At 67.5% G+C, this 26,650-nt stretch carries 27 protein-coding genes; 16 read left to right on the top strand and 11 right to left on the bottom strand.

The features are described from left to right. The first annotated feature begins 218 nt into the window (after nucleotides 1-218). A complete protein-coding gene (locus tag HDR50_RS07475; protein ID WP_291357405.1) occupies nucleotides 219-863 on the top strand; it encodes a YigZ family protein in 645 nt (214 codons plus the stop codon). On the opposite strand, the gene HDR50_RS07470 is transcribed toward HDR50_RS07475, so the two are convergent. The 6 genes from HDR50_RS07470 to HDR50_RS07445 all read right to left on the bottom strand — a co-directional run bounded on the left by HDR50_RS07470 (nucleotide 805) and on the right by HDR50_RS07445 (nucleotide 7,565). Next, nucleotides 805-2,784: a 6-carboxyhexanoate--CoA ligase gene (locus HDR50_RS07470; RefSeq protein WP_291357403.1), complete on the bottom strand. Its 1,980-nt coding sequence runs from the start codon at nucleotides 2,782-2,784 to the stop codon at nucleotides 805-807. The two genes, HDR50_RS07475 and HDR50_RS07470, sit on opposite strands and share 59 nt — an antisense overlap. Nucleotides 2,785-2,852: 68 nt before the next feature. Next, nucleotides 2,853-3,575: an ABC transporter ATP-binding protein gene (locus HDR50_RS07465; protein WP_291357401.1), complete on the bottom strand. Its 723-nt coding sequence runs from the start codon at nucleotides 3,573-3,575 to the stop codon at nucleotides 2,853-2,855. Next, nucleotides 3,568-4,317, bottom strand: coding sequence for an ABC transporter ATP-binding protein (locus tag HDR50_RS07460; RefSeq protein ID WP_291357411.1), 750 nt, complete (start codon nucleotides 4,315-4,317; stop codon nucleotides 3,568-3,570). Before HDR50_RS07460 ends, HDR50_RS07465 begins: the two co-directional genes overlap by 8 nt. A 66-nt stretch (nucleotides 4,318-4,383) precedes the next feature. After that, a complete protein-coding gene (locus tag HDR50_RS07455) occupies nucleotides 4,384-5,433 on the bottom strand; it encodes a branched-chain amino acid ABC transporter permease (protein ID WP_291357399.1) in 1,050 nt (349 codons plus the stop codon). Beyond that, the gene (locus HDR50_RS07450; protein WP_291357396.1) at nucleotides 5,433-6,326 is read right to left on the bottom strand and encodes a branched-chain amino acid ABC transporter permease; all 894 of its coding nucleotides are present in this window, start codon (nucleotides 6,324-6,326) and stop codon (nucleotides 5,433-5,435) included. Before HDR50_RS07450 ends, HDR50_RS07455 begins: the two co-directional genes overlap by 1 nt. 84 nt (nucleotides 6,327-6,410) lie before the next feature. Next, entirely contained in the window at nucleotides 6,411-7,565 is a 1,155-nt protein-coding gene (locus HDR50_RS07445) for an ABC transporter substrate-binding protein (protein WP_291357394.1), read from the bottom strand. A 452-nt stretch (nucleotides 7,566-8,017) separates the two neighbouring features. Between HDR50_RS07445 and rsfS the strand changes: the two genes are divergently transcribed. The 4 genes from rsfS to HDR50_RS07425 all read left to right on the top strand — a co-directional run bounded on the left by rsfS (nucleotide 8,018) and on the right by HDR50_RS07425 (nucleotide 11,998). After that, a complete protein-coding gene (rsfS, locus tag HDR50_RS07440; RefSeq protein ID WP_291357392.1) occupies nucleotides 8,018-8,392 on the top strand; it encodes a ribosome silencing factor in 375 nt (124 codons plus the stop codon). Continuing rightward, nucleotides 8,389-9,960, top strand: coding sequence for a 2,3-bisphosphoglycerate-independent phosphoglycerate mutase (gene gpmI, locus HDR50_RS07435; RefSeq protein ID WP_291357390.1), 1,572 nt, complete (start codon nucleotides 8,389-8,391; stop codon nucleotides 9,958-9,960). Before rsfS ends, gpmI begins: the two co-directional genes overlap by 4 nt. Beyond that, on the top strand, nucleotides 9,953-10,198 hold the full coding sequence (locus HDR50_RS07430; RefSeq protein WP_291357388.1) for a hypothetical protein: 246 nt from the start codon (nucleotides 9,953-9,955) through the stop codon (nucleotides 10,196-10,198). The genes gpmI and HDR50_RS07430 overlap by 8 nt, the downstream gene beginning before the upstream one ends. 252 nt (nucleotides 10,199-10,450) lie before the next feature. Then, complete coding sequence (locus HDR50_RS07425) at nucleotides 10,451-11,998, top strand: outer membrane homotrimeric porin (RefSeq protein ID WP_291357386.1); 1,548 nt, start codon at nucleotides 10,451-10,453, stop codon at nucleotides 11,996-11,998. A 125-nt stretch (nucleotides 11,999-12,123) separates the two neighbouring features. On the opposite strand, the gene HDR50_RS07420 is transcribed toward HDR50_RS07425, so the two are convergent. Next, on the bottom strand, nucleotides 12,124-12,708 hold the full coding sequence (locus HDR50_RS07420; protein WP_291357384.1) for a periplasmic heavy metal sensor: 585 nt from the start codon (nucleotides 12,706-12,708) through the stop codon (nucleotides 12,124-12,126). Nucleotides 12,709-13,064: 356 nt separating this feature from the next. On the opposite strand from HDR50_RS07420, the gene HDR50_RS07415 reads away from it, so the two are divergent. From HDR50_RS07415 to HDR50_RS07365, 11 genes are all read left to right on the top strand, one after another. Further along, the gene (locus HDR50_RS07415; RefSeq protein WP_291357382.1) at nucleotides 13,065-14,768 is read left to right on the top strand and encodes an ATP-binding protein; all 1,704 of its coding nucleotides are present in this window, start codon (nucleotides 13,065-13,067) and stop codon (nucleotides 14,766-14,768) included. Beyond that, nucleotides 14,765-16,189, top strand: coding sequence for a sigma-54 dependent transcriptional regulator (locus tag HDR50_RS07410; RefSeq protein ID WP_291357380.1), 1,425 nt, complete (start codon nucleotides 14,765-14,767; stop codon nucleotides 16,187-16,189). The genes HDR50_RS07415 and HDR50_RS07410 overlap by 4 nt, the downstream gene beginning before the upstream one ends. Before the next feature lie 3 nt (nucleotides 16,190-16,192). After that, nucleotides 16,193-16,735, top strand: coding sequence for a shikimate kinase AroL (gene aroL / locus HDR50_RS07405; RefSeq protein ID WP_291357378.1), 543 nt, complete (start codon nucleotides 16,193-16,195; stop codon nucleotides 16,733-16,735). A gap of 122 nt (nucleotides 16,736-16,857) precedes the next feature. Beyond that, nucleotides 16,858-17,280 carry an ATP synthase F0 subunit B gene (locus HDR50_RS07400; RefSeq protein WP_291357376.1) on the top strand — a complete coding sequence of 141 codons (423 nt, stop codon included), beginning with the start codon at nucleotides 16,858-16,860 and terminating at the stop codon, nucleotides 17,278-17,280. A gap of 51 nt (nucleotides 17,281-17,331) precedes the next feature. Beyond that, the gene (locus HDR50_RS07395; RefSeq protein ID WP_291357375.1) at nucleotides 17,332-17,919 is read left to right on the top strand and encodes an ATP synthase F0 subunit B; all 588 of its coding nucleotides are present in this window, start codon (nucleotides 17,332-17,334) and stop codon (nucleotides 17,917-17,919) included. Continuing rightward, nucleotides 17,916-18,467 (top strand): ATP synthase F1 subunit delta, encoded by a 552-nt coding sequence (atpH, locus tag HDR50_RS07390; protein WP_291357373.1) that lies wholly within the window; start codon nucleotides 17,916-17,918, stop codon nucleotides 18,465-18,467. Before HDR50_RS07395 ends, atpH begins: the two co-directional genes overlap by 4 nt. Then, nucleotides 18,468-19,976 (top strand): F0F1 ATP synthase subunit alpha, encoded by a 1,509-nt coding sequence (gene atpA / locus HDR50_RS07385; RefSeq protein ID WP_291357371.1) that lies wholly within the window; start codon nucleotides 18,468-18,470, stop codon nucleotides 19,974-19,976. A gap of 15 nt (nucleotides 19,977-19,991) precedes the next feature. Beyond that, nucleotides 19,992-20,870 (top strand): F0F1 ATP synthase subunit gamma, encoded by an 879-nt coding sequence (locus tag HDR50_RS07380; protein WP_291357369.1) that lies wholly within the window; start codon nucleotides 19,992-19,994, stop codon nucleotides 20,868-20,870. Nucleotides 20,871-20,879: 9 nt separating this feature from the next. Continuing rightward, nucleotides 20,880-22,346, top strand: coding sequence for a F0F1 ATP synthase subunit beta (atpD, locus tag HDR50_RS07375; protein WP_291357367.1), 1,467 nt, complete (start codon nucleotides 20,880-20,882; stop codon nucleotides 22,344-22,346). 105 nt (nucleotides 22,347-22,451) lie between these two features. Further along, nucleotides 22,452-22,853: a F0F1 ATP synthase subunit epsilon gene (locus tag HDR50_RS07370; protein WP_291357365.1), complete on the top strand. Its 402-nt coding sequence runs from the start codon at nucleotides 22,452-22,454 to the stop codon at nucleotides 22,851-22,853. A gap of 243 nt (nucleotides 22,854-23,096) precedes the next feature. Continuing rightward, nucleotides 23,097-23,600, top strand: a complete 504-nt coding sequence (locus tag HDR50_RS07365; RefSeq protein ID WP_291357363.1) for a flavin reductase family protein — start codon at nucleotides 23,097-23,099, stop codon at nucleotides 23,598-23,600. 65 nt (nucleotides 23,601-23,665) lie between these two features. On the opposite strand, the gene folE2 is transcribed toward HDR50_RS07365, so the two are convergent. From folE2 to HDR50_RS07345, 4 genes are all read right to left on the bottom strand, one after another. After that, nucleotides 23,666-24,442, bottom strand: coding sequence for a GTP cyclohydrolase FolE2 (folE2, locus tag HDR50_RS07360; protein ID WP_291357361.1), 777 nt, complete (start codon nucleotides 24,440-24,442; stop codon nucleotides 23,666-23,668). Nucleotides 24,443-24,853: 411 nt separating this feature from the next. Next, nucleotides 24,854-25,273, bottom strand: a complete 420-nt coding sequence (gene nikR, locus HDR50_RS07355) for a nickel-responsive transcriptional regulator NikR (RefSeq protein ID WP_291357359.1) — start codon at nucleotides 25,271-25,273, stop codon at nucleotides 24,854-24,856. A 19-nt stretch (nucleotides 25,274-25,292) separates the two neighbouring features. After that, entirely contained in the window at nucleotides 25,293-26,036 is a 744-nt protein-coding gene (locus tag HDR50_RS07350; RefSeq protein ID WP_291357357.1) for a methyltransferase domain-containing protein, read from the bottom strand. A 26-nt stretch (nucleotides 26,037-26,062) separates the two neighbouring features. After that, on the bottom strand, nucleotides 26,063-26,635 hold the full coding sequence (locus tag HDR50_RS07345) for an NAD(P)H-dependent oxidoreductase (RefSeq protein ID WP_291357355.1): 573 nt from the start codon (nucleotides 26,633-26,635) through the stop codon (nucleotides 26,063-26,065). Between the last annotated feature and the right edge of the window lie 15 nt (nucleotides 26,636-26,650).

Genomic DNA, 26,650 nt, shown 5'->3' with positions numbered 1-26,650 from the left:
GGTGCTGGCTGCGTCAGAGAAAAATTTCCTCGGTCGAGTACTTAAGTACACTCCCTTCGGAAATTTTTATCTTCCTTGCCAGCCCCGAAAAATCTTATTTTTTAGGATTCTTCCGGCACTAGCATCCGTCTTCCGCTTCGCTCCAGACGGAGAGTGGAAAGGGAAGAAACTGTAAACCAGAGAGCGAAATCAGCCCACGCCCTCGCCCCGGAGCCCGCATGCAGCGTTATCCCGTCCCCGCCGCTACCCTTGCGGAGCCTCACTGCTCCGAGACCGTGGTGCGCCGCAGCCGCTTTCTCGCCCAGTGCGCCCGTGCCGCCAGCCCGGCCGAGGCCCGCGCCTTCGTGGAGGCCGTGCGCGCACGCTGGCCCGACGCCACGCACAATTGCTGGGCCTTTGCCGCCGGCGCGCCCGGGGATACCGCGCGCATCGGCTCCTCCGATGACGGCGAGCCCCACGGCACGGCCGGCCGCCCCATGCTCCAGGTGCTGCTGCACGGCGGCATCGGTGAAATCTGCGTGGTGGTGACGCGCTGGTTCGGCGGCGTCAAGCTGGGCACCGGCGGTCTCGTGCGCGCCTATCAGGACGCCGTGCGCGAAAACCTCGCCGGGCTTTCGTGCGTGGAGCGCGTGCCGCAGGCCCTGGCCGACGTGGTGCTGGACTACGCCCATCTGGACGGCCTGCGCCGGCAGCTCCCGCCCCTCGAGGCCGTGGTGGAGGGCGAGGCCTATGCCGAGCGCGCCACCTTGCGCCTGCGCCTTCCCGAGGAGCGCGTGGCGGCGCTCTCCGCGGCGCTCGCCGCCATCAGCAATGGCGGCGCGTCTCTGGAGATTGTGGAGGAATTGCCGTCCGCGCCCGAGTGAGCGCCGTGGCCGCCCCGACCGCTGCCCGGGCAAGGTCATCGCGTTCGTGGTCGGCGCGCAGGGCCGCGCGCAATCGGGCCGCGCCGCGCGCCACCGTGGGGTAACGGATGGCGGAAATGTGGATGCCGGCCGCGCGCAGGTGTTCGGCAGCGGCCACGGCCACGCGCTCGTCGCCGGCCAGGAGCGGCACGATGGCGGTCTCGCCCGGGGCTTCCACACCGTGCTCGCGCAGGCGGGCGCGGAAAAAGGCGGCATTTGCCTGAAGGCGCGCCACGCGCTCCGGCTCAGCCCCGAGAATGTCGAGCGCGGCCAGCGCCGCGCCAACGGGCGCCGCGGAAAGCGCGGTGGAAAAGACGAAGCCGCGCGCCTTGTGGCGCAACCATTCCATGAGCCGCGCCGGGCCGCGCACATAGCCGCCGTCCGCCCCGAGCGCCTTGCTGAGCGACCCCGTGAAGATGTCCGGCCCGCGCCCCGTGAGGCCGAAATGCTCGCGGATGCCGCGCCCGGTGCGACCGATGACGCCGAGGGCGTGCGCCTCGTCCAGCACAGTGATGAGCCCGTGCCGGGCCGCCACCTCCATGAGGCCGGGCAGGTCGGCCACGTCGCCGTCCATGCTGAACACGGCGTCGCTCACCACCACGCGCCTGCGCCCCTGATGCACCTGCGCGAGGCTGTCCAGCGCCGCCATGTCCTTGTGCGGATAGACGACGACCCGCGCGCCGGAGAGGCGGCAGCCGTCGATGATGCTGGCATGGTTGAGAGCGTCGCTGAAGATCACGTCGTCCTTGCCGCAGAGGGCCGGCAAAAGGCCCACATTGGCCGCATAGCCGGAGGAGAAGACGAGGGCCGCCTCTGAGCCTGCGAAGGCCGCCAGTTCTGCCTCGAGCCGGCCGTGCAGGGGCAGCGTCCCCGTGGTCAGGCGCGAGCCGCCCGTGCCCGCGCCAAAGGCGGCCAGCGCCTCGGCGGCCGCGGCCGTCACGCGCGGGTCGGCAGCGAGGCCGAGGTAATCGCCGGAGGCGAGCTCTAAGAGCTCCCGCCCCGCCTGGCGCACATGCGGGCCCGGCGGGCTTTCCCAGACATCCACATGGCGGTACAGGCCCGCGCCTTTGAGTTCTGCAAGCTCTTCTTCCACAAAGGCCAGGCTGTCCGGCCGCCCGGTGCTCTGCGGCCTCTCCGTAAAAGGTGGAGGCGGCGGCACAGCCTCCACCAGCACCGGACGGCGCTCGAGAAAGGCCACGGTATCCTCCACGGCCTCACGCGGGCCCCGGTAGAGGAAGACACGGCCCCCGCGCGGCGAACCCGCCGCCTTGAGGCGCTGGATGCGCACATAGCCGAGGCCCGGGCCGGCCACATAGCCGGTCACATAGTCCGGGTCGTCCGAAATGCAGAGTTCCGCCACCATATGCGGCGCGGCGCACACCTTGGCGGCGAGCACGGCCGCCTCCCGGTAGTGATGCTTGCCGTCCGGCGAAGGCGGGTGGGCCGCGCCTTCGGCCATGTCCATGCGCGTGGCGCGCACGCCGCGCTCTCGGTCCGGCTCAAGCCTTTCCAGCGTGTCCGCGTCCACGAGCATGGCCCCGCGCAGGGGCGGCGCGTTCAACAGAAAGTCGATGACCGCCTCGGGCCGGGGCACGCCGGCCTCGCGCAACAGCCCCGCGGCGAGGCGCAGGCCCGTGGCGGCGTCAGGGCAGGGCAGGGCGCGCGCCGGGAGCGCCGGGATGCGGAGCAGGCAAGCCTCGTCCAGCGCTTCGACACTGATATGGATGCTGTCCGGCAGACCCTTGGGGTGGCCGAGGGCGCGGCGGGTGAGATCCGCGGCGATGCCGGGAACCTCGGCGCCCGCAACGATGCGCTCGGCGCCGGAGATGTGCTCGGGCCGTTCGCCGCCAGACGCACCGGGCCGGGCGCGGGAGGCCCGCATGCGGACGCTGTACAGGGGCACGGCTCAGGCGANGGCGGGNCGCGGCNGNCCGCCGGGANAGCGTGNGCCTAGCCGCCAAGATAGGCTTCCTTGACCTTGGGGTCTTCNAGCANTTCNCGCCCCGGNCCTTCCAGNACCACGCGNCCCACCTCGAGGATATAGGCGTAGTTGGCCACGGAAAGCGCGGCATAGGCGTTCTGCTCCACCAGCAGNACGGTNTTGCCGTCCTCGTTGATCTTGCGGATGATGCCGAAGATCTCGCGCACGAGCAGGGGTGCCAGGCCCAGCGANGGCTCGTCGAGCATGAGCAGGTCNGGNCGGCTCATGAGCGCGCGGCCCACNGCGAGCATNTGCTGCTCGCCGCCCGAGAGCGTGCCGCCCTTCTGCCACGAGCGCTCGCGCAGGCGCGGGAAGAGCGTGTACACCCAGTCCATGTCNTCGGCGATGCCNTCCTTGTCNTCGCGNGANTAGGCGCCGAGGTGCAGGTTCTCCTCCACGGTGAGGTGCGGCAGGATGCGCCGGCCCTCGGGCGAGAGGGCGATGCCNCGGCGCACCATCTGCTCGGGCCTGAGGCCCATGAGCGAGACCGGCTCGTCCCCGGCGTGNCGCCGGAAGAGGATNTCGCCNNNGATNGTCTTGTTGAGNCCGGCCACCGAGCGGATGATGCTGCTCTTGCCCGCNCCGTTGGCGCCNATGAGCGTGACGATGGCCCCGTGCGGGATGGANAGGCTCACGCCCTGCACCGCCTGGATGCCGCCGTAGCGGACGTGGAGATCCTTGATTTCAAGCATTTTGCACCANCACGTCCTCGCCGAGNTAGGCGCGGATGACCAGNGGATCGTTGCGCACCACGTCGGGCGTGCCCTCGGCGATGAGCGCGCCGTATTCCATGACCCAGATNTATTCGCACACGCCCATNACCACCTTCATGTCNTGCTCGATGAGCAGGATGGTGAGCTNGAACTCGTCGCGGATGTGGCCGATGAAGTGCATGAGNTCGAGGCTTTCCTGCGGGTTCATGCCNGCNGCNGGCTCGTCCAGGAGGAGCAGGCGCGGCTCGGTGGCNAGNGCNCGGGCTATCTCGAGGCGNCGCTGCGCCCCGTAGGGGAGGCTNCCGGCGGTCTCGTCCAGCTGCTCCGANAGGTGCACGCGNTCGGCGAGGCGGCGCCCCTTTTCGCGCAGCTCCTCCTCCTCGCGGTAGAAGCGCGGCAGNCCCAGCGGCGCCATCCACCACGGGCAGTGGCGGCGNACATGGCAGCCCACCATGATGTTCTCGANCACGGTCATCTGCGGCGAGAGGCGGATNTTCTGGAAGGTGCGCGCCATGCCNAGGCGGCAGATGTCGTTGGGCTCCTTGCCGCGGATGCTCNCGCCGTCGAAGGTGATCTCGCCTTCCTGCGGCGTGTAGAAGCCGGAAAGCACGTTGAANACCGTGGTCTTGCCCGCNCCGTTGGGGCCGATGATGCCNGCGATGGCCCCGGCGGGNAGCGCNAGNGANAGGTCGCTCACNGCNGTGACGCCGCCGAANCGCATGGTCACGCCNTTNGCGAGCAACAGCGCNCCNGCNTAGTCCGGGGGNGTGNGGAAGGACGAAGCCGCTCATGCCTTCTCCCTCCTCTCAAGNCGCCGGAAAAAGGCGAAGATGCGGTTCCANGTGAGCTCGCGCGTGCCCATGATGCCCTCGCGCCGCTTGAGGATGATGACGAGCAGCACCACCGAAAAGACCACCATGCGCATCCCGGGGATGCCCGGNATCTCGATGAANCCGAGGTNCATGGGNTCCTCGAGGAAGCGCAGCCACTCGAGNAGGATGGTGATGACCGTGGCCCCGAGGATGCTGCCCGTGAGCGAGCCCAGGCCCCCCGCCACCACGAACATGAGCACGTTGAAGGTCAGGAGGAAGTTGAACATCTTGGGGTCGATGGTGGAGAGGTGGCTGCCCAGGAGCGCCCCGCCGATGCCCGCGAAAAAGGCCCCGATGCAGAACGAGAGCACCTTGTTCCAGAACACGTTGATGCCCATGACGCTGGCCGCGATCTCGTTGTCGCGGATGCAGCGCAGCACATTGCCGAAATTGCTGTAGCAGAGGCGCGCGAGCACGATGAGCGTGAACAGCGCCCAGCCGTAGCAGACGAGCAGGGTGGCGTGCCCGGGGATGCCCTTGATGCCCAGCGAGCCGTTGGTGATGGGCGTGGCGTTGACGATGAGCACGCGGATGATTTCGGCGAAGGCGAGCGTCGCCATGCCGAGATAGTCGTCGCCCAGGCGCAGCACGGGCACGGCGATGAAGATGGCGAACACGCCCGCGAAGAGGCCGCCGCCGAGCACCGAGACCCAGAAGGGCGTGAGCAGGTCCGAGAAGGGCCAGATGATGGGCTCCAGAATCCACATGATCTCTTTTTGCGCGGGCGGCAGGATGCACAATGCCGACACATAGGCGCCGATGGCGATGAAGCCCGCGTGCCCCAGCGAAAAGAGCCCGGTGAAGCCGTAGATGAGGTTCAGCGAGAGCGCGAGGATGATATTGATGAAGATGAGCTTGGCGATGTAGATTTGGTAATCGCCAAGAAAGGCCTCCGCCTGCCAGAGCACCAGGCCGAAGATGACCATGGTGGCGATGCTGAGAAAGGTGTTGCGGTCGAGGCGCATCAGATCTTTTCCTCCATGCGCTCGCCCAGGAGGCCCGTGGGTTTCACGAGCAGGACGAGGACGAGGAGGATGAAGGCGAAGGCGTCGCGATAGCCGGAGAGCTCGGGCATGAAGGCCACGGTCATGATCTCCACGAAGCCCAGGGCCACGCCGCCGAGCACCGCGCCCTCGATGGAGCCGATGCCGCCGAANACGGCCGCGATAAAGGCCTTGAGGCCCGGCATCACGCCCATGTAGGGGTGCACCTGCGGGTAGCGCAGGGCCCACATGATACCGGCCGCNGCNGCCAGCGCCGAGCCGAGCCCGAAGGTGAGCGCGATGACATTGTCCACCTTGACGCCCAGAAGCCGCGTGGTCTCGATGTCTTTNGAGATGGCGCGCATGGCGAGNCCGGGCTTGGTNCGGTAGACGATGTAGAGCAGGATGCAGACNAGGATGATGGTCATNCCNGGCACNAAGGCGGCNAGATGNGTGATGCGCANNTTGCCGATCTGCCAGGCGTTGGTCAGCCANTCGGGCTGGAGCACNGGCCNGGGCTGGCCCGTGAAGATGACCACGGCGAGGCTNTCAATNAGGAANGACANGGCGATGGCGCTGATGAGCGCCGAGATGCGCGGCGCGTCGCGCAGGGGCTTGTAGGCCACGCGGTCGATGATGACGCCGAGCAGCCCGGCCGCCAGCACGGAAATNACCGCNGCCACGGCCCAGGGCCAGCCGAAGGCGAANGTGCCGAAAAAGATGAAGTAGGCGCCCACCATGAGGATGTCGCCGTGGGCGAAGTTGATGAGGCGCAGGATGCCGTAGACCATGGTGTAGCCGATGGCGATGAGCGCGTAGAGCGAGCCAAGGGTCAGGGCGTTGAAGCAGTGCTGGAGNAACATCTCAAAGCTCATGGGCCACCTCTGCGGCACGGNTGCGGAAAAGGCGNCGCCCGGCCCCCNNGNGNGCGCGGGCGNCGNNNCGNCTGCCGCTGCCGCTTACTTGGGCGTCACTTCGCCCACATAGACGCGCTTGCCGTCCTTGTATTCGATGATGCCCACGGGCATTTCGGCGTCGTGGGTCTCGTTGATGGAGAGCTTGCCAAGGGCCGTGGGCAGTTCCACGGTCTCGGCGAGNGCCTTGGCGATGGCTTCGGGCTCGGCCTTGCCCGCGCGCTTGATGGCGTCGAGGATGAGGAAGTAGCAGTTGTAGCCGAGCGCGCCGTTCACGTTGGTGTCCTTGTCGGGATAGGCCTTCTTCCAGGCCTCGGTGAAGCGCTTGGCCTCCTCGCTCATGTTGGTCATGGTGGGGTCATAGGGGAAGGTGGTGTGCAGGAAGCCTTCCACCGCCTTGCCGCCCAGCTTCACCGTGTCCGGGTTGTCCATGGCGTCGCCGCCCATGAGGCGGAACTTGGCGCCGAGCTCGCGCGCCTGCTTCATGATGATGGCGCCCTCGGCGAAATAGGCGGGCATGAAGACGACGTCCGGGTTCTTGGCGATGAGCTCGGTGAGCTGGGCCGTGAAGTCCTGGTCGCCGGAGCTGTACTTGAGGTTGGCCACAACCTCGCCGCCGAGCTTCTTGAAGGAGCGGGTGAAGAAGTTGGAGAGGCCCACGGCGTAGTCGTTGGTCATGTCCATGAGCACGGCGGCCTTCTTGGCCCCGAGGTTCTCNCTGGCATAGGTGGCCGCGGCCGCGCCCTGGTAGGGGTCGATGAAGCAGGCGCGGAAATAGTACTTCTTGCCCTGGGTCACGAGCGGGTTGGTGCAGGAGGTGCCCACGCCGGGGACGGCGGCCTTTTCGCCGATCTCGGCGCCGGCCATGGCCAGCGAGGAGCCGTAGGTGCCGATGAAGGCCACGACCTTGTCGCGCTCGATGAGGCGCTTGACCGCGTTGGCGGCCTCCACCTTGTCGGACTTGTTGTCCACCACCACGAGCTCCACGGGGCGGCCGAGCACGGTGGGCATTTCCTGGTGGGCGAGCTTGACGCCTTCGAGCTCAAGCTGGCCGCCAAAGGCGTTCTGGCCGGTGAGCGGCAGGTAGACGCCGATCTTGATGGGGTCCTTGTCGGAAGCGGCGTCGGCCGCAAGGGCGGCCTGGGCGCCGAAGCCCAGGACGAGCGCCGCGAAGAGCGCGAGGGTCTTGCCGAATTTCATGCGTTTCCTCCCAAAGGGTTGCGGCGTGTCCGCCGGATNGGCGCGGNGCGCTGTGCGCGTCGCCGCGTCCCTCCCCGGAGCCNNGAAGGCGGAAATGCCAANGCGCGGCCGGACAACGGNGAAAATCNCCGTCGTCGGGACGNGCCCGCNGCGGTCTTCCGCCGGGGGGTGCCGGGAGAGTTGCCGCCGAGCATANCGNAGCCGGCGCGGGCGCGCAATCCCAAATCCGGCCTAAATACCCGGATTTGTGANGCTGCCGGGNGGGGAAGGGCGNGAAAATTCNNCCGGCCNNNCTGCCCGGCCCNGCGTCACCCGGCGGGAAGNCCGCGCCCATTGCCCTTGGCGCGGCTTTGGGATATAGNGCACGAATGAAGGATACCGTCACCCNNGNNCCCCTNTCCGGCGNCGCNGCCGGCCAGCCCGTGAGCCCGGGCACCCCCGCAGGNCGCGCCGTGCCCCTGNCTGAACGGCTCGCCGCNCTNGCCGCCTTTCTCGAAGANCACAAGGCCGAAGACGTGGTNAGCCTNGAGCTTGCCGGCGAAAACGCCTTTGCCGAGGCCATGCTCGTGGCCACGGCCGGCTCCATGCGNCAGGCCCAGGCNCTNGCCGACGGCGTGGCCGANCTCTNNCGCGAGCGCGGCTTCGAGTGCCTGCGCATCGAGGGCTATGCCGCGGCCCAGTGGATNCTTGTGGANTGCAACGACATCATCNTCCATATCCTGCTCGNGCCCGCGCGCGAGCTGTACCGGCTGGAAGACCTGTGGGGCCGCGCCGTCCNGGGNCGCGCCGCACACTCCGCCGCTTCCCCGAGGGAGGACCGTCCATGACACCGACCCTGCTGCTCATCCTCGACGGCTGGGGCATCGCCCCNCATGANCCTGAGGCCGACAAGGGCGACGCGCCGCTCATCGCCGTNACCCCCAATATCGACGCCCTGCTCAAGAANNACCCCCATTCNCGGCTCACCGCCTCGGGCCGCGCCGTNGGNCTNCCCGAAGGCTACATGGGCAATTCCGAGGTGGGGCACCTCAANATNGGCGCCGGGCGCGTGGTCTANCAGGACATGACGCGCATCGACATCNCGCTGGAGGACGGCTCCTTNCAGGCCAATCCCGTGCTCACCGANCTCATCTCGCGCGTGAAGCGGAGNNNNGGNCGCCTGCACCTCACCGGCCTTGTGTCCGACGGCGGNGTGCACAGCCANATCCGGCACCTNGAGGCCATCTGCCGCATGGCGCACGAGGCCGGGGTGCCCGTGCGCATCCACTGCATCATGGACGGNCGCGACACCGACCCCAAGAGCGGCGAGGCCTTCGTGGCCGCNCTNNAAGNGGCCATCAAGGANCATCCNGGCACGCGCATCGCCGGNCTNGTGGGCCGCTTCTACGCCATGGACCGCGACACCCGCTGGGAGCGNGTCAAGGANGCCTGGGACCTCNTCGCCCACGGCGTGAGCGACGCGGGCCTNTCCGCGCCGGACGCGCTCACNGCCCTCAAGGACGCCTACGCCCGCGGCGAGACCGACGAATTCATCAAGCCCGTGGTCATCGAAAAGGGCCGCGAGGANGGCGAGGCCNCNGGCATGGCCGACGGCGACGGNCTCTTNTTCTTCAACTTCCGCGCGGACCGNATGCGCGAGNTCGTCAGCGCCTTCATCGACNAGGATTTCACNGGCTTTGANCGCGGCCGCGTGCCGANGCTGGACGGCATCGCCTCCATGACNCCCTATGAGGCGCGCTTCAACATCCCCGTGGCCTTCCCCAAGGAGTCNGTCACCCAGGGCCTCGGNGAGGCGGTCTCCANGGCGGGCCTGAAGCAGCTGCGCCTNGCGGAGACGGANAAGTACGCCCACGTCACCTATTTNTTCNACGGCGGCGTGGANGANCCNTTCCCCGGCGAGGACCGCATCCTCGTGCCCTCGCCGCGCGACGTGGCCACCTATGACCTCAAGCCGGCCATGAGCGCGCGCGAGATCACGGAAAAGTTCCTCGAGGCCTGGGCGAGCGGCAAGTACGACCTCGTGGTCTGCAATCTNGCCAACGGCGACATGGTGGGCCATACNGGCAACCTCAAGGCCGCGGAGGANGCCTGCGCCGTGGTGGACGAGTGCGTGGGGAAGATGGTCAAGGCCGTGGAGGACCGCGGCGGNCGNATGCTNATCATCGCNGACCACGGCAACTGCGAGGTCATGCTCACGCCCGAGGGGCGGCCGCACACCGCGCACACCACCAATCCCGTGCCNTGCATCCTCATCGAGCCNGGCCGGGAGGTGNCNACGCTCGCCGANGGCAAGCTGGCCGACGTGGCCCCGACCCTGCTCAGGCTCTGGGGCNTCGAGCCGCCCGCGGCCATGACCGGCAAGAGCCTCGTTCCCGAGGGCGCGGCCCGTGGCTGAAAAAAGCNCCCGGCCGCAGGCTCCCGTGCCGCCGGACGGCATGGAGATCCTCTTCTTCTACCAGTGCCCCCGCTGCGGNCGGCATGTGCCTGTGGTGGCGCCCACGGAACCGCGCATGATNACCTGCGAGGGGTGCCGTACGTCCTTCCCCATCATCCCGGTGGACGAGCACGGGCTGCACTATATCCGCATCATGCTCGCCGGGGGCAAGGCCGCGGCCGACCCGGACTTCCTGTAGCGCCCCGTGCCTTTTGCCATCCCCTTCGCCATTCCGCCAGGGCGCCCCGGAGGAAGATTCCGGGGCGCCCTTTTGTCTGGCGCGGCGTAGTTTCATATAACGCATGAATATTACATGGAAAAAATTTCGGTAAAAATTTTTTTACAAAAACGCTTGCTTTTTGTCCTCACTGCCGGTACAAAAATTTTGCCCTGCATGGGGTGGGGTATGTTTTCAGTGTTCATTTGGGGAGAAGAGAGGAAGGAAGGAATCATGAAAAAGCTTTGCACGCTTCTGCTTGCCGCCGGCCTGGTTTTCGGGGCTGCCACCGGCGCGAGCGCCATTGACTTTCAGGCCAAGGGCCAGTGGCTCATGGGTTTCACCGCGGAAGACACCAACCTGATCCACAAGACCCGCGTTGGTGACAAGAAATCCACCAATATGGAGAGCCAGTTCGACGCAGTGCAGCGTGTGCGCCTCCAGTTGGACGCGGTGGCCAGCGAGAGCCTTTCCGGCACGGTCTACTTTGAAATCGGCAACACCAACTGGGGCCGCGCCGACCAGGGCGGCGCTCTCGGCGCCGACGGCAAGATCATCAAGCTGAAGCGCGCCTACATCGACTGGATGGTGCCCGACACCACCCTCAACGTGCGCATGGGCATCCAGGGCGTGACCCTGCCCAACGCGGCCGGCGGCTCCGCCATCATGGACACCGATGTGGCCGGCATCACCGCCAACTACAAGGTCAACGACAACGTTTCCATCACCGCCCTGTGGGCGCGTCCGCTCAACGACAACTTCGACGGCAACCGCTGGAACGGCCGCCAGGCCGGGAGCACCCGCGCGGGCTATCTCGACAACCTCGACCTCTTCAGCCTCATGGTTCCGCTGACCTTCGACGGCTTCGAGGTCACGCCTTGGGCCATGCTTGGCATGAAGGGCGCCAATTCCATGGAAGGCATCGAGGACTGGCAGGGCCGCAGCAGCGGCGACGGCGAGGTGTTCAACACCTCCGACGGCAACCTGCCTTACAGCCTCTATCCCTATCCGGGCATCAATGACCGCATGAACATCGGCGGCACCAGCAAGGGCTACGGCACCCTGTTCTGGGCAGGCCTGCCCTTCACCATCACGGCCTTTGATCCGCTGAACATCGAGGTCGACCTCAACTACGGCTACTCCGAGCCCATGGGCCGCTACGACGCCATCAAGATGGGCGCCGTGAAGCGCTCGAGCACCGAGCGTCAGGGCTGGCTGGCCAAGGCCCTCGTGGAATACAAGATGGACTGGGGCGTTCCCGGCATCTTCGGCTGGTACGGCTCCGGCGACGACGGCAACCCGAAGAACGGTTCCGAGCGCATGCCCTCCATCGTTCCCATGGGCACCTTCACCTCCTTCATGGGCGACGGCAATTACGGCTGGGTGTGGAACGACTACGCCCTCGACTATGCCGGCACCTGGGGCATCGGCCTCCAGCTGCGCGACATGACCTTCGTGGAAGACCTCACCCACACCTTCCGCGTGGCCTACTGGGGCGGCACCAACAGCACCGGCATGGTCAAGTACATGGAGAACTCCTTCGCGTGGGTCGACGGCTGGGGCACCGGCACGAGCCCGTACCTGACCACCAACGACGGCCTGCTCGAGTTCAACCTGGTCAACAACTACAAGATGTACGAGAACTTCGACATCAACCTCGAGCTCGGCTACATCGCCAACTTCATGGACAACGACACCTGGAAGAAGGCCGGCGCCCGCGACAGCTCCTTCCAGAAGCAGGACGCCTGGAAGGCGCAGCTCGTCTTCGCCTACAGCTTCTAGGCAACAGCGCATCACGGAAAACAAGAACGGGGAGCCGCAAGGCTCCCCGTTCTTGTGTGGAGGGGGTTTCAGGAGACAGCCCCGGGGGTGAGGAGGCGCACCGCCCGGATCCGCAATTTCACTTCCTACCAGCAGCCGCAGCCGCCCATGGGGGCATAGCCGCCGCCCCAGTTGCCGCCACCCCAGCCGCCGCGATGGTGGCCGCCGCGGCGCCCGTGGTGATAGCCGTAGCCGTAGCCGCCGTTCGGGCCCCAGCAGGGGCCGGGGCCGTAGCCCGGGCCGGCATTGGCAGGGCCGTTGCCGGGGCCGAAGCCGTTGCGCGGGCCGGGCGCGGCGTCATAGGCCTCGGCCGGGATGCCTTCCTTGGCGAGCCTGGCGCGCAGGTCCACGCGGGCGGCCATGAGCTTGCCGCGCAGTTCGCCGATCTCACGCGAAAGGCTTTCGATCTTGTCCTTGTCCGGCTCGGGGCTGGCCAGCTGGGCGTCGAGCTCGGCGCGCTTGGCGCGCAGTTTTTCGCGCGTCTCGCTGGTGGCCGCCACGGTCTCGTCGTGGATTTTTTTCGCCTTGGTCTGCTGCTCCGCGCTCATGCCTGGATAGGCCTGCGCGTCGGGGCGGTAGTCGCGGCCGGCGGCCTGGGCCGCGCCGGCCATGCCCAGGGCCAGGATGGCCGCCAGGGCCAGGGTGGTGAGCTTTTTGTTGAACAGGGTCATGATCATCCTCGCTGTTGAAGTTGGGGCGCATCTGCGCCGCATCGTCAGTGCCCGGCATACAGCAAGCGGCGTGCCATTTTCTCTAATCCACTGATATTCTGAAAAAAGTTCAAAAAACCCGTCGCTGCGGCTTGCGCGCGCCCGCTCCGTGACGTAACCTTTTTACCCAGAGGCGCCCCATGGCGAGTAAAAAGGTAACAGAAGCGGGAAAAGCGGATACTTTTGACCCAGGTGGCAGCCGGGGTGGCACCCCGGGCGCCGGCCAAGACGCTGCGCCCACCGGTGAGGCTCCGCACGCGCGCCGGCCAGCCCAGGCCGCGGATGCCTCCCTGTGGCGCCAATGCCTGCTGCTTGCCGTGGCGGCACTGATCGGGCTCGCGGTGGCCGGCATCGCCATCAGCCGGGCCGTGGAGCGCGAGCGCGCGCAGATGCTCGCGGCCATCCACGGCCGCGCCGATTCCCTTGTCTGGGCGTTGGAGGGCGGCGCGCGCCTCCTGGAGCGCACGGGGCCGGCCACGGGCACGCTTGGGCGGCTCGTGGCCGAGGTGGCGCGGCAGCCCGGCGTGGCGTGGATAGCCATCACTGACAGTACGGGCCGCATCCTGGCGGACAGCAATCCCGAGCTTGCGGGCGCCGACCTCTACACCCCCGAGGAAATGCGCCGCCTCGCCCCAGGGCGCGTCACGCGCGGCCGCTTCAGCCCGGATGACCCCAACATCTACGAGACCTGGCGCCTCTTCGCGCCGTCGCGGCTGCGCGGCATGGCGCGACGGCACGATGGCGCCGGCAGCGATGTCCGCTGTGTCTTCGTGGCTCTCGACGTGTCGGGCATGCGGGACGCCCTGAAGGACTCCGCCCTCCAGCTCTGGATCGTGGCCGGCCTCGTCCTCGTGGCCGGGCTCGCCGTGGCGGGCCTCGGCCTGCTCTTCCGGCGCTACCGTTCCTCCAGGCGCCTGCTCGCCGACGCCGAGGCCCTGGCCGCGCAGGTGGTGCGCAACTATCCGGCCGGCCTCGTGGTGCTGGACACGGCCGGGCGCCTGCGCCTCAGCAATGCCCGGGCCCGCGCCATGCTCGGGCTGGATGCGCCGGCGCCCGGGCACGCGGCCGAGCCCCCGGCCGGCGGCGCCCTCTCCGGCACCGGCCTCGACTGGGCGGCGCTCATGGCCGAGCTGGCGCAGGGCCCGGGCCTGGTGGAGCGCGAGCTCGAGCTCTGGCGCCCGCAGGGCGCTCCGCTCCCCGTGCAGCTCACCGCCGCGCGCCTGCTGGACAGCGGCGGCGACGTGACGGGCTACCTCTTCGCCCTGCGCGACATGGGCGAGATCCGCAGCCTCCAGCGCCAGCTGAGGCAGCATGAGCGCCTTTCGGTCCTGGGCAATCTCGCCGCCGGCCTTGCGCACGAGATCCGCAATCCCTTGAGCTCCATCCGCGGCTATGCCACCTATCTCACCGAGCGCCTGAAGGACGACCCCCTCGGCCACGCCACGGGCCAGATACTTATGGAAGAGACCGGGCGCCTCGACCGCGTGCTTACCGACCTCCTCAGCCTCGCGCGGCCCCGCGGCCTTGCGCCCGCGCCCGCAGACCTCGCGGCCGTGCTCGGCCGGGTGGTGACGGTGGCCGCGCCGGACGCCGCGGAAAAGAGCGTGCGCCTCACGGCGAACCTCCCCGAAGGCGGCGCCGAAGCCTGTGTGGACGCGGACCGCCTCATGCAGGCCGTGCTCAACCTTGTCATCAACGCCATCCAGGCCACGCCGGCCGGGGGCGAAGTGGAGGTGGCGCTGGAGCGGGGCGAGGCCGAAGGGGAGGGCACGCCCGGCTGGCGCATCCGCGTGCGCGACACGGGCGCGGGCATGTCCGCGGCCACGGCGGCGCAGATCTTCACGCCCTATTTCACCACCAAGGCCGACGGCACGGGCCTCGGGCTCGCCATCGCCCGGCAGGTCGTGGAGCAGCACGGCGGCGCCATCAGCGCGAGCACTGTGCCCGGGCGCGGCACCACCATGACCATAAGGCTGCCCGGCGGGGCCTGCCCGGAGAAGCCCGCGGGAGGCGCGCCATGAAGAAGCTCTCCATCCTCGTGGCCGACGACGACGCGGCCCATCGCCGCATGCTCGTGACCCTGCTCGCAAACTGGGGCTATGCCGTGGAGGCCGCGGCGGACGGCGCCGAGGCCGTGCGCCTCGGCCGCGAACGCCCCTTCGATCTCGCCCTGCTCGACGTGCGCATGCCGATCATGGACGGGCTTACCGCCCTGAAGGAACTCCATGAGGCGCGGCCCGCGCTCCCCGTGCTCATGATGACCGCGTATTCGGACGTGCCCGCTGCGGTGGAGGCCATCAAGAGCGGCGCCTGGGACTATCTCGCCAAGCCGCTGGACTTCGAGCGGCTGAAGGTCAGCCTGCGCAATGTCTTCGCCCACGCGGACCTGGTGGAGGAGAACGCGGCCCTTTCCCGCCAGCTTGCCGAGGGCGGGGGACACGGCGGCATCCTCGGGCAGAGCGCGCCCATGCGCGAGCTCTGGGAGATGATCCGCACCATCGCGCCCAGCGAGGCCACGGTGCTCGTGGCCGGCGAATCCGGCACCGGCAAGGAGCTGGCCGCGCGCGCCGTGCATGACCTGAGCCGCCGGGCGCAAGGCCCCTTCGTGGCCGTCAATTGCGGCGCGCTCACCGAGACCCTGCTGGCCTCCGAGCTTTTCGGGCACGAAAAAGGGGCCTTCACCGGCGCGGACCGTCGCCACGAGGGGCTGTTCGTGCGGGCGCGCGGCGGCACGCTCTTTCTGGACGAGATCGGCGAGATGCCGCTTGCCATGCAGGTCAAGCTCCTGCGGGTGCTTCAGGAGCGCGAAGTCCTGAGCGTGGGCGGCACGCGCCCCGAGTCCGTGGACGTGCGCGTCATCGCGGCCACCAACCGCGACCTCGCCCGGGAGACCGCCGAGGGCCGCTTCCGCGAGGACCTGTACTACCGCCTCAACGTGGTCACGCTCACCATGCCCCCCCTGCGCGACCGCGAGGGCGACATCGAGCTTCTGGCCCGGCATTTCGCGGCCCGCTTCGGCCGCGCCAACCACAAGCGCGTCGCCGGCATCACCCCGCAGGCGCTGGACATCCTCGCCCGCTATGCGTGGCCGGGCAATGTGCGCGAGCTCGAGAACGTCATGGAGCGGGCCGTCATCCTCATGCCCGGCGAGCATATCGACGTGCGCGAGCTGCCCCAGCGGCTGCTTCCTGGGCGGCCGGAGGGTGCTGTTGCGGCAGATGCCGGGACGGCCGGGGAGGCAAGGGGCGCGGCCCTGCCGGAGAGCGGGGACGGGCGCCTGCCCACGCTGGAAGAGGTGGAGCGCGAGGTCATCCTGCGCACCGTGGCCCGCTGCGGCGGCAACAAGAGCGAGGCCGCGCGCGTCCTCGGCATCACCCGCAAGACCCTGCATGCGCGGCTCAACCGCTACGGCGCGGAGCCGGATGCCGGGGAGGAGGGCTAAACGATGGGCATCATCTTCCTCGTGGGCGGCCGCGGCGCCGGCAAGACCACCGTGGGCCGGGCGCTGGCGCGGGAGCTTTCCTGCGCCTTCACCGACATGGACGAATTTCTCTGCCAGCGCGCGGGCATGAGCGTGGCGGACATCGTTGCCGCCGAAGGCTGGGAGGGCTTCCGCGCGCGNGAATGCGCGGCNCTGCGCGAGGCNGCGGCCNAAGCGGCCCGGGCNGGGGGCGGNGTCATCGCCACCGGCGGCGGCGCCGTGCTGGACGCGGGCAACCGGGANTTTTTGCGCGCAAACGGCGTGGTGGTCTGGCTTTCGCTGCCGCCCGAGGCCGCGGCNGGGCGNCTGGCGGAAAGCCCGCTNNCCGCGCAGCGGCCCTCGCTCACCGGGAAGAGCATGCTCGAGGAGGTGCGCGAGGTCATGGAGGCGCGGGCGCCGCTCTACGCNGCCNGCGCGCANCATACGGTGGATGCGGCGCTCCCCGCGGGCGANGTCTGCGCGGCCGTGCTGCGGCATTTGCCGNCNNGGAGNAAGCCGNAAGAGTAANTTTTTTTCGCGTTTTGCCATATTTGCGGCCAATANNCTTTGACATAANCCGTGACGGNNGTCTATGCTNCAANAGCTTCTTCAGCCATTGTCATCTCTTGTCAGCCACNGGGGGCGCGCGCATGCTGGACCTGAACATCACCCTTCTTTTTCAGCTGGCGAATTTCTTCATTGCCCTCATCGTCCTCAATATCCTGCTCATCCGCCCTGTCCGCGACATCATTAAAAAGCGCAACGGCCTCATGGANGACCTNGCCGGCGAGGCCGACGCCTTCAACGCCGAAGCCACGGAAAAGCTCAACCACTANGAGGCNGAGCTCGCCCGCGCCCGGCAGGAAGCCGGCCTNACCCGTGANGANGGCCGNCAGTCNGGCCTCTCCGAGCAGCAGAACATCGTGGGCGAGGCGCAGCAGAGCGCGCGCCAGCTGCTCGCCGANAACCGCTCCGCCCTGCGCGGCCAGGCCGAGGCGGCGCTCAACGAGCTGCGCAACGGCATCAGCGATTTTTCCGCCAAGGTGGGCGACCGCCTGCTCGGCAANGCCTAGGCCGGCATGGCGCCGCGCACATCGAACGCAGACCGCAACGGGGGGTGCGTCTTGAGCATCAAAACATTCCGCAACNTCCTGCCCGTCCTGCTGCCCGTTCTTCTGGCGGGCCTCGCGCTGCTGGCGGGCCCTTGCGAGGCGCTGGCCTCCGAGGGGCACGAGCCGCGCTGGGGCGANTTCGCCTGGCGCGTGGTGAACCTCGTCATCTTCGTGGGCATCCTCTGGTATTTCGTGGGCGGCCTCACCAAGCGCTTCCTGAAAGGGCGCCAGCAGACCATCAAGGATACCCTNGACGAGCTCGAAAAGCGCCGCAAGGAGGCGCGGGAGCACCTTGACGCCATCGAGGCGCGCATCGCCAACCTCGACGCCGAGCGCAAGGCCATCCTTGAGGAAAGCAAGGCCCAGGCCGCGCGCCTCAGGCAGAACATCGTGGACGAGGCCCGGCGCCAGGCCGGCCAGATCGTTGACCAGGCCCGCCGCGCCGCCGAAAACGAGGGCCGCGCCATGCGCGACCAGGTGCGCGCGACCCTCGCCGACGAGATCGTGGAAGCCACGGAAAAGGCCCTGCGCGGCAAGCTCACCGAGCAGGATCATGACCGGCTCATCGCCAACTCTCTGGACAAGGTGGTGCTGCGTTGACCGACACCGTTGTTGCGAGAAGATACGCCAGCGCCCTGTTTTCGCTGGGCAGGCGTGAGGGCGGCGACGCCCTTGCGAGGCACGGGGCCTGCCTCGCGGCCCTGGGNGAAATGGTGGCCGAAGAGCCGAAGCTGGGCGCNGTGCTGAAAAGCCCGGTCATCGGCGTGGAGGAAAAGAAGGGCGTCCTNGGCGCGCTGCTCGACAAGCTCGGCGCCGACAAGACCATGCGGAATTTCTGCTTNCTNCTGGCNGACAAGGAGCGCCTTGNCTCCCTGNGCCAGATCGCCGACTGGTACGGCATCCTCCTCGACGAGGCCAATGGCGTNCTCNGGGGCAAGGTCATCACCGCCATCAAGCTCTCCAAGGAGAAGCAGGAGAAGCTCAGGGCCGAGCTCGCCAAAAAGAGCGGCGGCGACATCGAGCTTGCCTTCAGCGTGGACCCGGAAATCCTCGGGGGCATGGTGCTGGCTGTGGGGGACAAGGTGCTGGATTCGAGCCTGCGCGCGCAGCTGGGGATCCTCCGCGAGACTTTCAAGAGGGGTGTGTAGATGCAGATCAAGGCCGATGAGATCAGCAAGATCATCGAGGATCAGATCCAGAACTATGACCAGCGCGTGGAGATGAGCGAGACCGGCACCGTGCTCTACGTGGGTGACGGCATCGCCCGCGTGCACGGCGTGGAAAACGCCATGTCCATGGAGCTTCTGGAATTTCCCGGCGGCGTCATGGGCATGGTGCTCAACCTGGAGGAGGACAACGTGGGCGTGGCCCTCCTCGGCTCGGACGTGGGCATCAAGGAGGGCGACCCGGTCAAGCGCACGGGCCGCATCTTCTCCGTGCCCGTGGGCGAGAAGGTCATGGGCCGCGTGCTCAACCCCCTGGGCGAGCCCATCGACGGCCTGGGCCCCATCGACGCNGACGAGACGAGGCCCGTGGAAATCAAGGCCCCGGGCATCATCCAGCGCAAGAGCGTCCACCAGCCCATGCCCACGGGCCTCAAGGCCATCGACGCCATGACGCCCATCGGCCGCGGCCAGCGCGAGCTCATCATCGGCGACCGCCAGACCGGCAAGACGGCCGTCTGCGTGGACGCCATCCTCGCCCAGAAGGAAACGGGCATCCACTGCTTCTATGTGGCCATCGGCCAGAAGGAATCCTCGGTGGCGCTCGTGGCCGACGTGTTGCGCAAGCACGGGGCCATGGAATACACCACCATCATCTCGGCCACGGCCTCNGACCCGGCGCCGCTCCAGTACATCGCGGCCTACACCGGCTGCACCATGGCCGAATACTACCGCGACAACGGCAAGGACGCCCTCATCGTCTACGACGACCTTTCCAAGCAGGCCACGGCCTACCGCCAGATGTCCCTGCTGCTCCGCCGCCCGCCGGGACGTGAGGCCTTCCCCGGCGACGTCTTCTACCTGCACTCGCGCCTGCTCGAGCGCGCGGCCAAACTGAGCGACGAGCTCGGCGGCGGCTCGCTGACGGCGCTNCCCATCATCGAGACGCAGGCGGGCGACGTGTCGGCCTATATCCCGACCAACGTCATCTCCATCACCGACGGCCAGGTCTACCTTGAGCCCGCCCTGTTCAACGCCGGCGTGCGCCCGGCCATCAACGTGGGCCTTTCCGTGTCCCGCGTGGGCGGCGCCGCGCAGATCAAGGCCATGAAGCAGGTGGCGGGCACCATGCGCCTCGACCTCGCCCAGTACCGCGAGCTCGCGGCCTTCGCCCAGTTCGGCTCCGACCTCGACCAGGCCACCAAGGCCAAGCTGGAGCGCGGCGCGCGCCTCGTGGAGCTGCTCAAGCAGCCCCAGTACCAGCCCATGCCCGTGCAGGAGCAGGTGGCCTCCATCTGGGCCGCCACCCGCGGCTACATGGACGACGTGCCCGTGGAAGACATCCGCGCCTTCGAGGCGGACATGCTCACCTTCATGCGCGACACGCGGAAAAACGTGCTCGACGCCATCAAGGAAAAGAAGGTCATCGACGCCGANGTGGAAAAGGGNCTTACCGAAGCCGTCACCGCCTTCAAGCAGAGTCGGCAGGCCTAAGCGCGGGAGAGCCGGATGCCATCGCTCAAAGACGTAAAAATGAAGATCGTGGGTGTCGGCAAGACCAAGCAGATCACCAAGGCCATGGGCATGGTGGCTTCGGCCAAGCTGCGCGGCGCCCAGAGCCGCATCGAGCGCTTCCGCCCCTATGCCTCCAAGTACCGCGAGGTCATCGGCGCCCTNGCGGCCAAGGCGGACGGCGTGAGCCATCCCCTGCTCACCGAGCACGAGGAGAAGAAGCACTGCTGCATCGTCCTCGTCACCTCNGACAGGGGCCTGTGCGGCGGCTTCAACGCGGCCATCATCGCCGAGGGGCTCAGGCTCGCCGGCGAGGCGAGGCAGCAAGGCATGGACGTGAGCTTCCTCTGCGTGGGCCGCAAGGGCCGCGACGCCATCCGCAAGAGCAGCTACACCCTGGGCACCTCCTATGCCGACAGCATGGGCTCGGTGGACTTTGCGCTGGCGAGCGCCGTGGCCTCGGAGGTCATCCACAAGTACGAGGACATGGAGCTCGACGAGGTGTGGCTCGTCTATGGCGAGTTCGTCTCCATGGCCAAGCAGCCCCCGGCCTCGCTCAGGCTTTTGCCGCTCAAGGCCCCCGCCGCGGAGAGCGACCCGGATTCCGGCCCCATGTGCGAATATGTCTATGAGCCGAGCGAGGCCAAGCTCCTGGAGGACCTTNTGCCGCGCTACGTCAAGGTGCAGGTGTACAGCGGCCTTCTGGACACGGCGGCCAGCGAGCATGCGGCCCGCATGGCGGCCATGGACAANGCCACGCGCAACTGCGACGAGCTCATCAATACCCTGACACTGCTCTACAACAAGACCCGGCAGGCCTCCATCACGAGCGAACTCATCGACATCGTCGGCGGCGCGGAAGCGCTCAAGGGCTAAGGAGCGAACATGAGCAAGAACACCGGCAAGATCACCCAGGTCATCGGCGCCGTGGTNGACGTGGAATTTCCCGACGGCCAGCTGCCCGAGATCCTGACCGCCCTCGAGATCAAGAACCCCAACAACAAGGACGCGCCCGACCTTGTCTGCGAAGTGGCCCAGCACCTCGGCGACAACGTGGTGCGCACCATCGCCATGGACGCCACCGAGGGCCTTGTGCGCGGCATGGAAGTGGTGGATACCGGCAAGCCCATCATGGTNCCCGTGGGCAAGCCCTCCGTGGGCCGCATCCTCAACGTCATCGGCCGCCCGGTGGACGGCCTCGGNCCCGTTGAGGCGGAAAAATACTATCCCATCCACCGCGAGCCGCCCAAGTTCACNGACCTGAACACCAAGGTCGAGCTTCTNGAGACGGGCATCAAGGTCGTGGACCTGCTCGTGCCCTTCCCCAAGGGCGGCAAGATGGGCCTCTTCGGCGGCGCCGGCGTGGGCAAGACGGTCATCCTCATGGAGATGATCAACAANATCGCCAAGCAGCACGGCGGCACCTCGGTCTTCGCCGGCGTGGGCGAGCGCACCCGCGAGGGCAACGACCTCTATAACGAGCTGAAGGAGGCCGGCGTNCTCGAGCGCGCCACGCTCGTCTACGGCCAGATGAACGAGCCCCCGGGAGCCCGCGCCCGCGTGGCCCTGACCGCCCTCGCCATCGCGGAATACTTCCGCGACGAGGAGCATCAGGACGTGCTGCTCTTCATCGACAACATCTTCCGCTTCACCCAGGCGGGTTCGGAAGTGTCGGCCCTGCTCGGGCGCATGCCCTCGGCCGTGGGCTACCAGCCCACCCTCGGCACGGACCTGGGCGCCCTGCAGGAGCGCATCACCTCCACCAACGAGGGCTCCATCACCTCGGTGCAGGCCGTCTATGTGCCCGCCGACGACCTGACCGACCCGGCCCCGGCGACCACCTTCTCGCATCTGGACGGCACCCTCGTGCTCTCGCGCCAGATCGCCGAGCTCGGCATCTATCCCGCCGTGGACCCGCTGGACTCCACCTCGCGCATCCTCGACCCCAACGTGGTCGGCCAGGAGCACTATGAGGTNGCCCGGCGCGTGCAGCAGGTGCTCCAGAAGTACAAGGAACTCCAGGACATCATCGCCATCCTCGGCATGGACGAGCTCTCGGACGAGGACAAGCTCACCGTGGCGCGCGCGCGCCGCATCCAGCGCTTCCTCTCCCAGCCCTTCCATGTGGCCGAGACCTTCACCGGCATGCCCGGCCAGTATGTGAAGCTCGAGGACACCATCGAGGGCTTCAAGGGCATCCTTGACGGCAAGTATGACTACCTTGCCGAGAGCGACTTCTACATGGTGGGCGACATCAGCCAGGCCGTCGCCAAGTACGAAGCCCGCAAGGCCGCCGAAGAGAAGGAAAAGGGCAAGGAAAAGGACAAAGAAAAGGAAGAGGTCAAGGCTTAATCGCCTTGCGCGCCTGCCCGGANTGCCGGGCGGGCGCGCCCTCTCGCCGCCGCGCCATTCCGGCGGCCGCGCACGAGTTTCGCCGCCAGCCTTTGAGGAGCAGTCATGGCTACATTGCGACTGGAAGTCGTCACCCCCGACAAGACCGTGATCAACACGGATGCGGAAATGGTCATCTGCCCCGGCGTNGAGGGCGAGTTCGGCGTGCTGCCGCACCANGTNTCCCTGCTTTCNGCCCTCAAGATCGGCAGCCTGCGCTACCGCGTGGANGGCAAGGACGAGGAGATNTTCATCTCCGGCGGCTTTGTGGACGTGAACAACAATATGTGCAGCGTGCTCGCCGAATCGGCCGAGCACGCCAGCGACATCGACACCGCCCGCGCCATGGCCGCCAAGCAGCGCGCCGAGGAACGCCTTGCCCGCCACGAGGAAGACCTGGACGAAGTCCGGGCGCTCATCGCCCTGCAGAAGGCTACCATGCGTCTGCAGATTGCCGGCGGCCTCTAGGCCGCACGGCGCCGCAAAGATCGCTCACGGTATTTCTGGCTGCCCGTCCTGTGCGGGCAGCCTTTTTTGTGCCTGCTTGAGGTGCCAGGGCGACGTACAGATGCGGCGTCTGCCCCCACAAGCGCGTGGCGCTGTGAGCGGGCCATGCGCAAGAGTTGGACGAAGGCACGTGGGTCTGGAATTGGTTGATTTTATTTTAGCGTTCAATAAAATATTTGTATTTCACTACCACAGGAGGGAGCCATGAAGGAAATCGAACTGCTGGAAGCGGCAAAACACACCTCGCCCAATCCCGTGTCGCTCATCTGCACGCGCACGCCGGCGGCCGTCACCAATCTCGGTACGGTCTCCTGGTGGACCTATCTCGGGCTTGAGCCGGCCACCATCGGCTTCGCCATGATGAAGCCCTCCTACAGCGGCGAAATGACCCGCAAGAACAAGGAAGTCATCCTCGTCATCCCCGGCGAGCCGCTGGCGCGGCATGTGATGGAATGCGGCAGCACCACCGGCCGCGACATAGACAAGGCCAGGCGCTTCGGCATTGAGCTCATGTCTGTTCCCGGCACGGACATCGAGATCCCGGTGCACAGCGTGGTCGCCATTCATTGCTCCTTGCGCGAGTTCGTGGACGTGGGCGACCACAATTTCTACATCTGCGACGTGAAGCGCGTGCTCGCCGATGATAGCGAAAGGGCGCTCTTCGCCTGGAAGGGCTATGCCAAGATAGCGCCGGCGACCATGGCTTGAGCGTCGGCGCCTCTTGCGGGGGCGCCTGCGCCTGTGAGGGCTGCCCGGTCTTTCGGGCAGCCTTTTTATGGCCCGGGGTCGCGCTCGATGCGCGCGAAGGCGTTGTGGTTGTGGATGGATTCCATGCTCTCCACCTCCACGGTGAAGCCGGTGACGCGCGGGTGCCCCTCCAGGGCGCTCGCCGTGGCGCGGACGACATCCTCCACAAAGGCCGGCCGCGCGAAGGCCTGCTCGGTGACGAATTTTTCGTCTTCGCGCTTGAGCAGGGTGTACACCGCCGAGGAGCCGGCGGCCTCGGCGAGCTCGATGAGCTCCTCAAGCCACACAAAGCCGGAGATGCGCGCCCGGATGCGCACGAGCGCGCGCTGGCTGTGGGCGCCCTCGCGGCTGATGGCCTTGGAGCAGGGGCACACGGTCATGACCGGCACGGCGAGGTCGAGGATAAAGACCTGCCCGCTGTCGTCGAGCTCGCTGGTCACGGCGCAGTCATAGGCCAGCGGGGCCGCGTCGCCGCGCGCGGGCGCGTTCTTGCGCACGAAATAGGGGAAGGCGAAGCGCACCCAGGCCCGGCGTGCGTCGAGCCGCCGACGCACGCTCTCGAGCAGACGCTCCACGGAGTGGCGGTCCAGCCCCTCGTCCCAGTCCTCCAGCGCCTCCACGAGGCGGCTCATGTGCGTGCCCTTGCGGGCCGAGGGCAGTTCCACCCCAAGATCGGCGCTGGCGACGGTGGTCTGGCTGCCGCCGGCCCTGTCCCGAACGCGCAGGGGCAGACGCAGGCCGCGCACGCCCACGCGGTCGATGTCCAGCGCCACCTCGGGCGCCCGGTTCTGCACATCTTCCATCAAGCAATCCTTCAGGAAATGTTACGTTAAGAATGTCGTTGAGAGAAATTCCTTAAATCCGTCTGGAGCGAAGCGACAGACGGGGGCTAGTGCCGGAAGAATCCTAAAAAATAAGATTTTTCGGCGCTTGCAAGGAAGATAAAAATTTTCGCAGGGAGTGTACTCAAGTACTCGACCAAGAAAATTTTTCTCTGACGCAGCAAGCGTCGAAGCGGTAGCCGTTAGCAGGCTTTGCCTGCTTACGGATAGCGACAGCGGCATCGTTGATTGACTTTTGCGGTAACTTGCTGCTGTCTCCATCCGTAGCTTCCTGCGTCGCAACGGCTGAAGCAAGGCTGTTTTTGACGGATAATTTCGGCATTGCATAGCAGGCTAACCACTCACTCTGCCGAACCGCTACATCGCCCCATCTCACGCCAGTTCCGGGCCGAGGGGAGCTGGGGTGAAGACGCCGTGGCGCACGCCGCGACAGGAGATGAGCCTGTCGGCCATGGCCTGCACGCGCCCTGCCTCGCCCCTCAGCACCAGCACCTCGAGGCAGTTGTCGTGGTCAAGGTGCACATGGGTGGCGGCCACGATGACATCATGATCTTCATGCTGGAGGCGCATGAGCCGCCTGGCGAGGTCATGCTTGTGGTGGTCATACACCAGGGTCAGCGTGCCGGCGGCCTGCCCCTCGGGCGTGCGCCATTCCTCTTCGCCCAGTGCGCGGCGGATGAGGTCGCGCAGGGCCTCGGAGCGGTTGCCGTAGCTCTTGCGGGCGCAAAGCCCGTCAAAGGCGGCGAGCAGGTCTTCATCCAGCGAAACGCCGAAGCGTGTGAGCTTTCCCATGGGCTCTCTCCTTGGCGCGTCAGGGCCGTGCGGGCCGCGTGAGTTCCCAAATGGTCACGGTGGGGCGCCCCTGCCCGTCCGGCGAAGCCACGGCGGCTGAGTGCACGCGCCGGGCCGTCCACGCCTCGGCGGTCAGGGCGTGGCGGAAGGCCTCATAGACCGTGCGCCCCGGCTCGGCCACCCAGGCCGCGCCGCCGGGCGCCAGCGCATGGGCGAGCAGCCGGAGCACCGGCGCCACGAAGCGTTTTTCATACATGATGTCCCCGCCCCAGATGCGCGCGAAGGCGCCGCGGGCAAGTGCCGGCCGGCGCCAGTCCATGAGCGTCCACAATGGCTGGGGCACGCCGTTGGTGACGGCGTTGCGGCGGGCGAATCCGAGCGCCACCTCTTCATAGTCCATGGCGAGCACCCGGGCGCCGAGCCACTGGCCGACCAGGGCCGTGAGCCCGAGCCCGCAGCCAAGGTCAAGGCAGGGGCGGCCGGTGATGTCCGCACGTCGCAGGGCCAGCCACTCGGCGAGCACAAGGCTCGAGGGCCAGAGTTCCGTCCAGTAGGGGATGCGCTCGTCCTCGAAGGCGGCGCCCGCCTCGGTCATGGCGTCCCACAGCTCTTCGAGGTTGGCCGCGCGCTCGAGGCGCCACGCTCTGCCCGCGCAGTGCGCCGTGATCCACGCGCCGCGGGCCTCGGCGCCAATGTCGCCGTCGCTCGCGCTCCCGGAAGCGCCCTGTGCCGTGCCCTGCCGCATGCGGCGAGGATAGCCCAAGGCGGGGCGCCTGTACACTCCGGCCGTTATTTTATCAGCGCCGAGGCCTCCCGCGCCGCGAGCTTCAGGAAGGCCGCGCGCTCTTCGGGAGTGGAGCGCGGGATGTTGTCGAAATTGTGCCAGGCGGCGCCCTGCATGCCCACGGCCGCGAACACATGTTCAGGCAGATAGCCGGTGAAATAGGCCGAAAAAGTGGCCGTGGGCGCCTCTGACGTGGTGAAGAGGACGGTGCGCCGGATGTTGAGTTTCGGCACAAGCCGCCCCTCGGGGGAAGAGGTCCAGGCAAAGCCCTTCAGGAGCACCTTGTCGTGGAAGCCCTTGACGATGGCCGGCTCCGTGCCCCACCAGACCGGGAAGATGTAGAGGATCGTGTCCGTGCGGGCGAGGATGTCCATGTATTTTTGCGCCAGGGCGTCCGAGGTGCGGCCCTGCGAATAGAGGGCGAGCTCGGGAGCGCGCACGGCCGGGTCAAAGCCGTCCGCGTAGAGGTCGATGAGCGACCATTCCGGCCCTTCCTTGGCGAGGGCGGCGAGCACGGCGTCCTTGATGGCGGCGTTGAAACTCTTGTCATAGGGATGGCCGTAGACGACGGTGAGCATGATGGTCTCCTTTGC

Origin of the sequence: Desulfovibrio sp. (genome assembly GCF_014803725.1) — a bacterium.
Taxonomy (GTDB): domain Bacteria; phylum Desulfobacterota; class Desulfovibrionia; order Desulfovibrionales; family Desulfovibrionaceae; genus Desulfovibrio.
The sequence above is the reverse complement of the archived record's forward strand: the minus strand, read 5'-3'. Positions and strand labels throughout refer to the sequence as shown.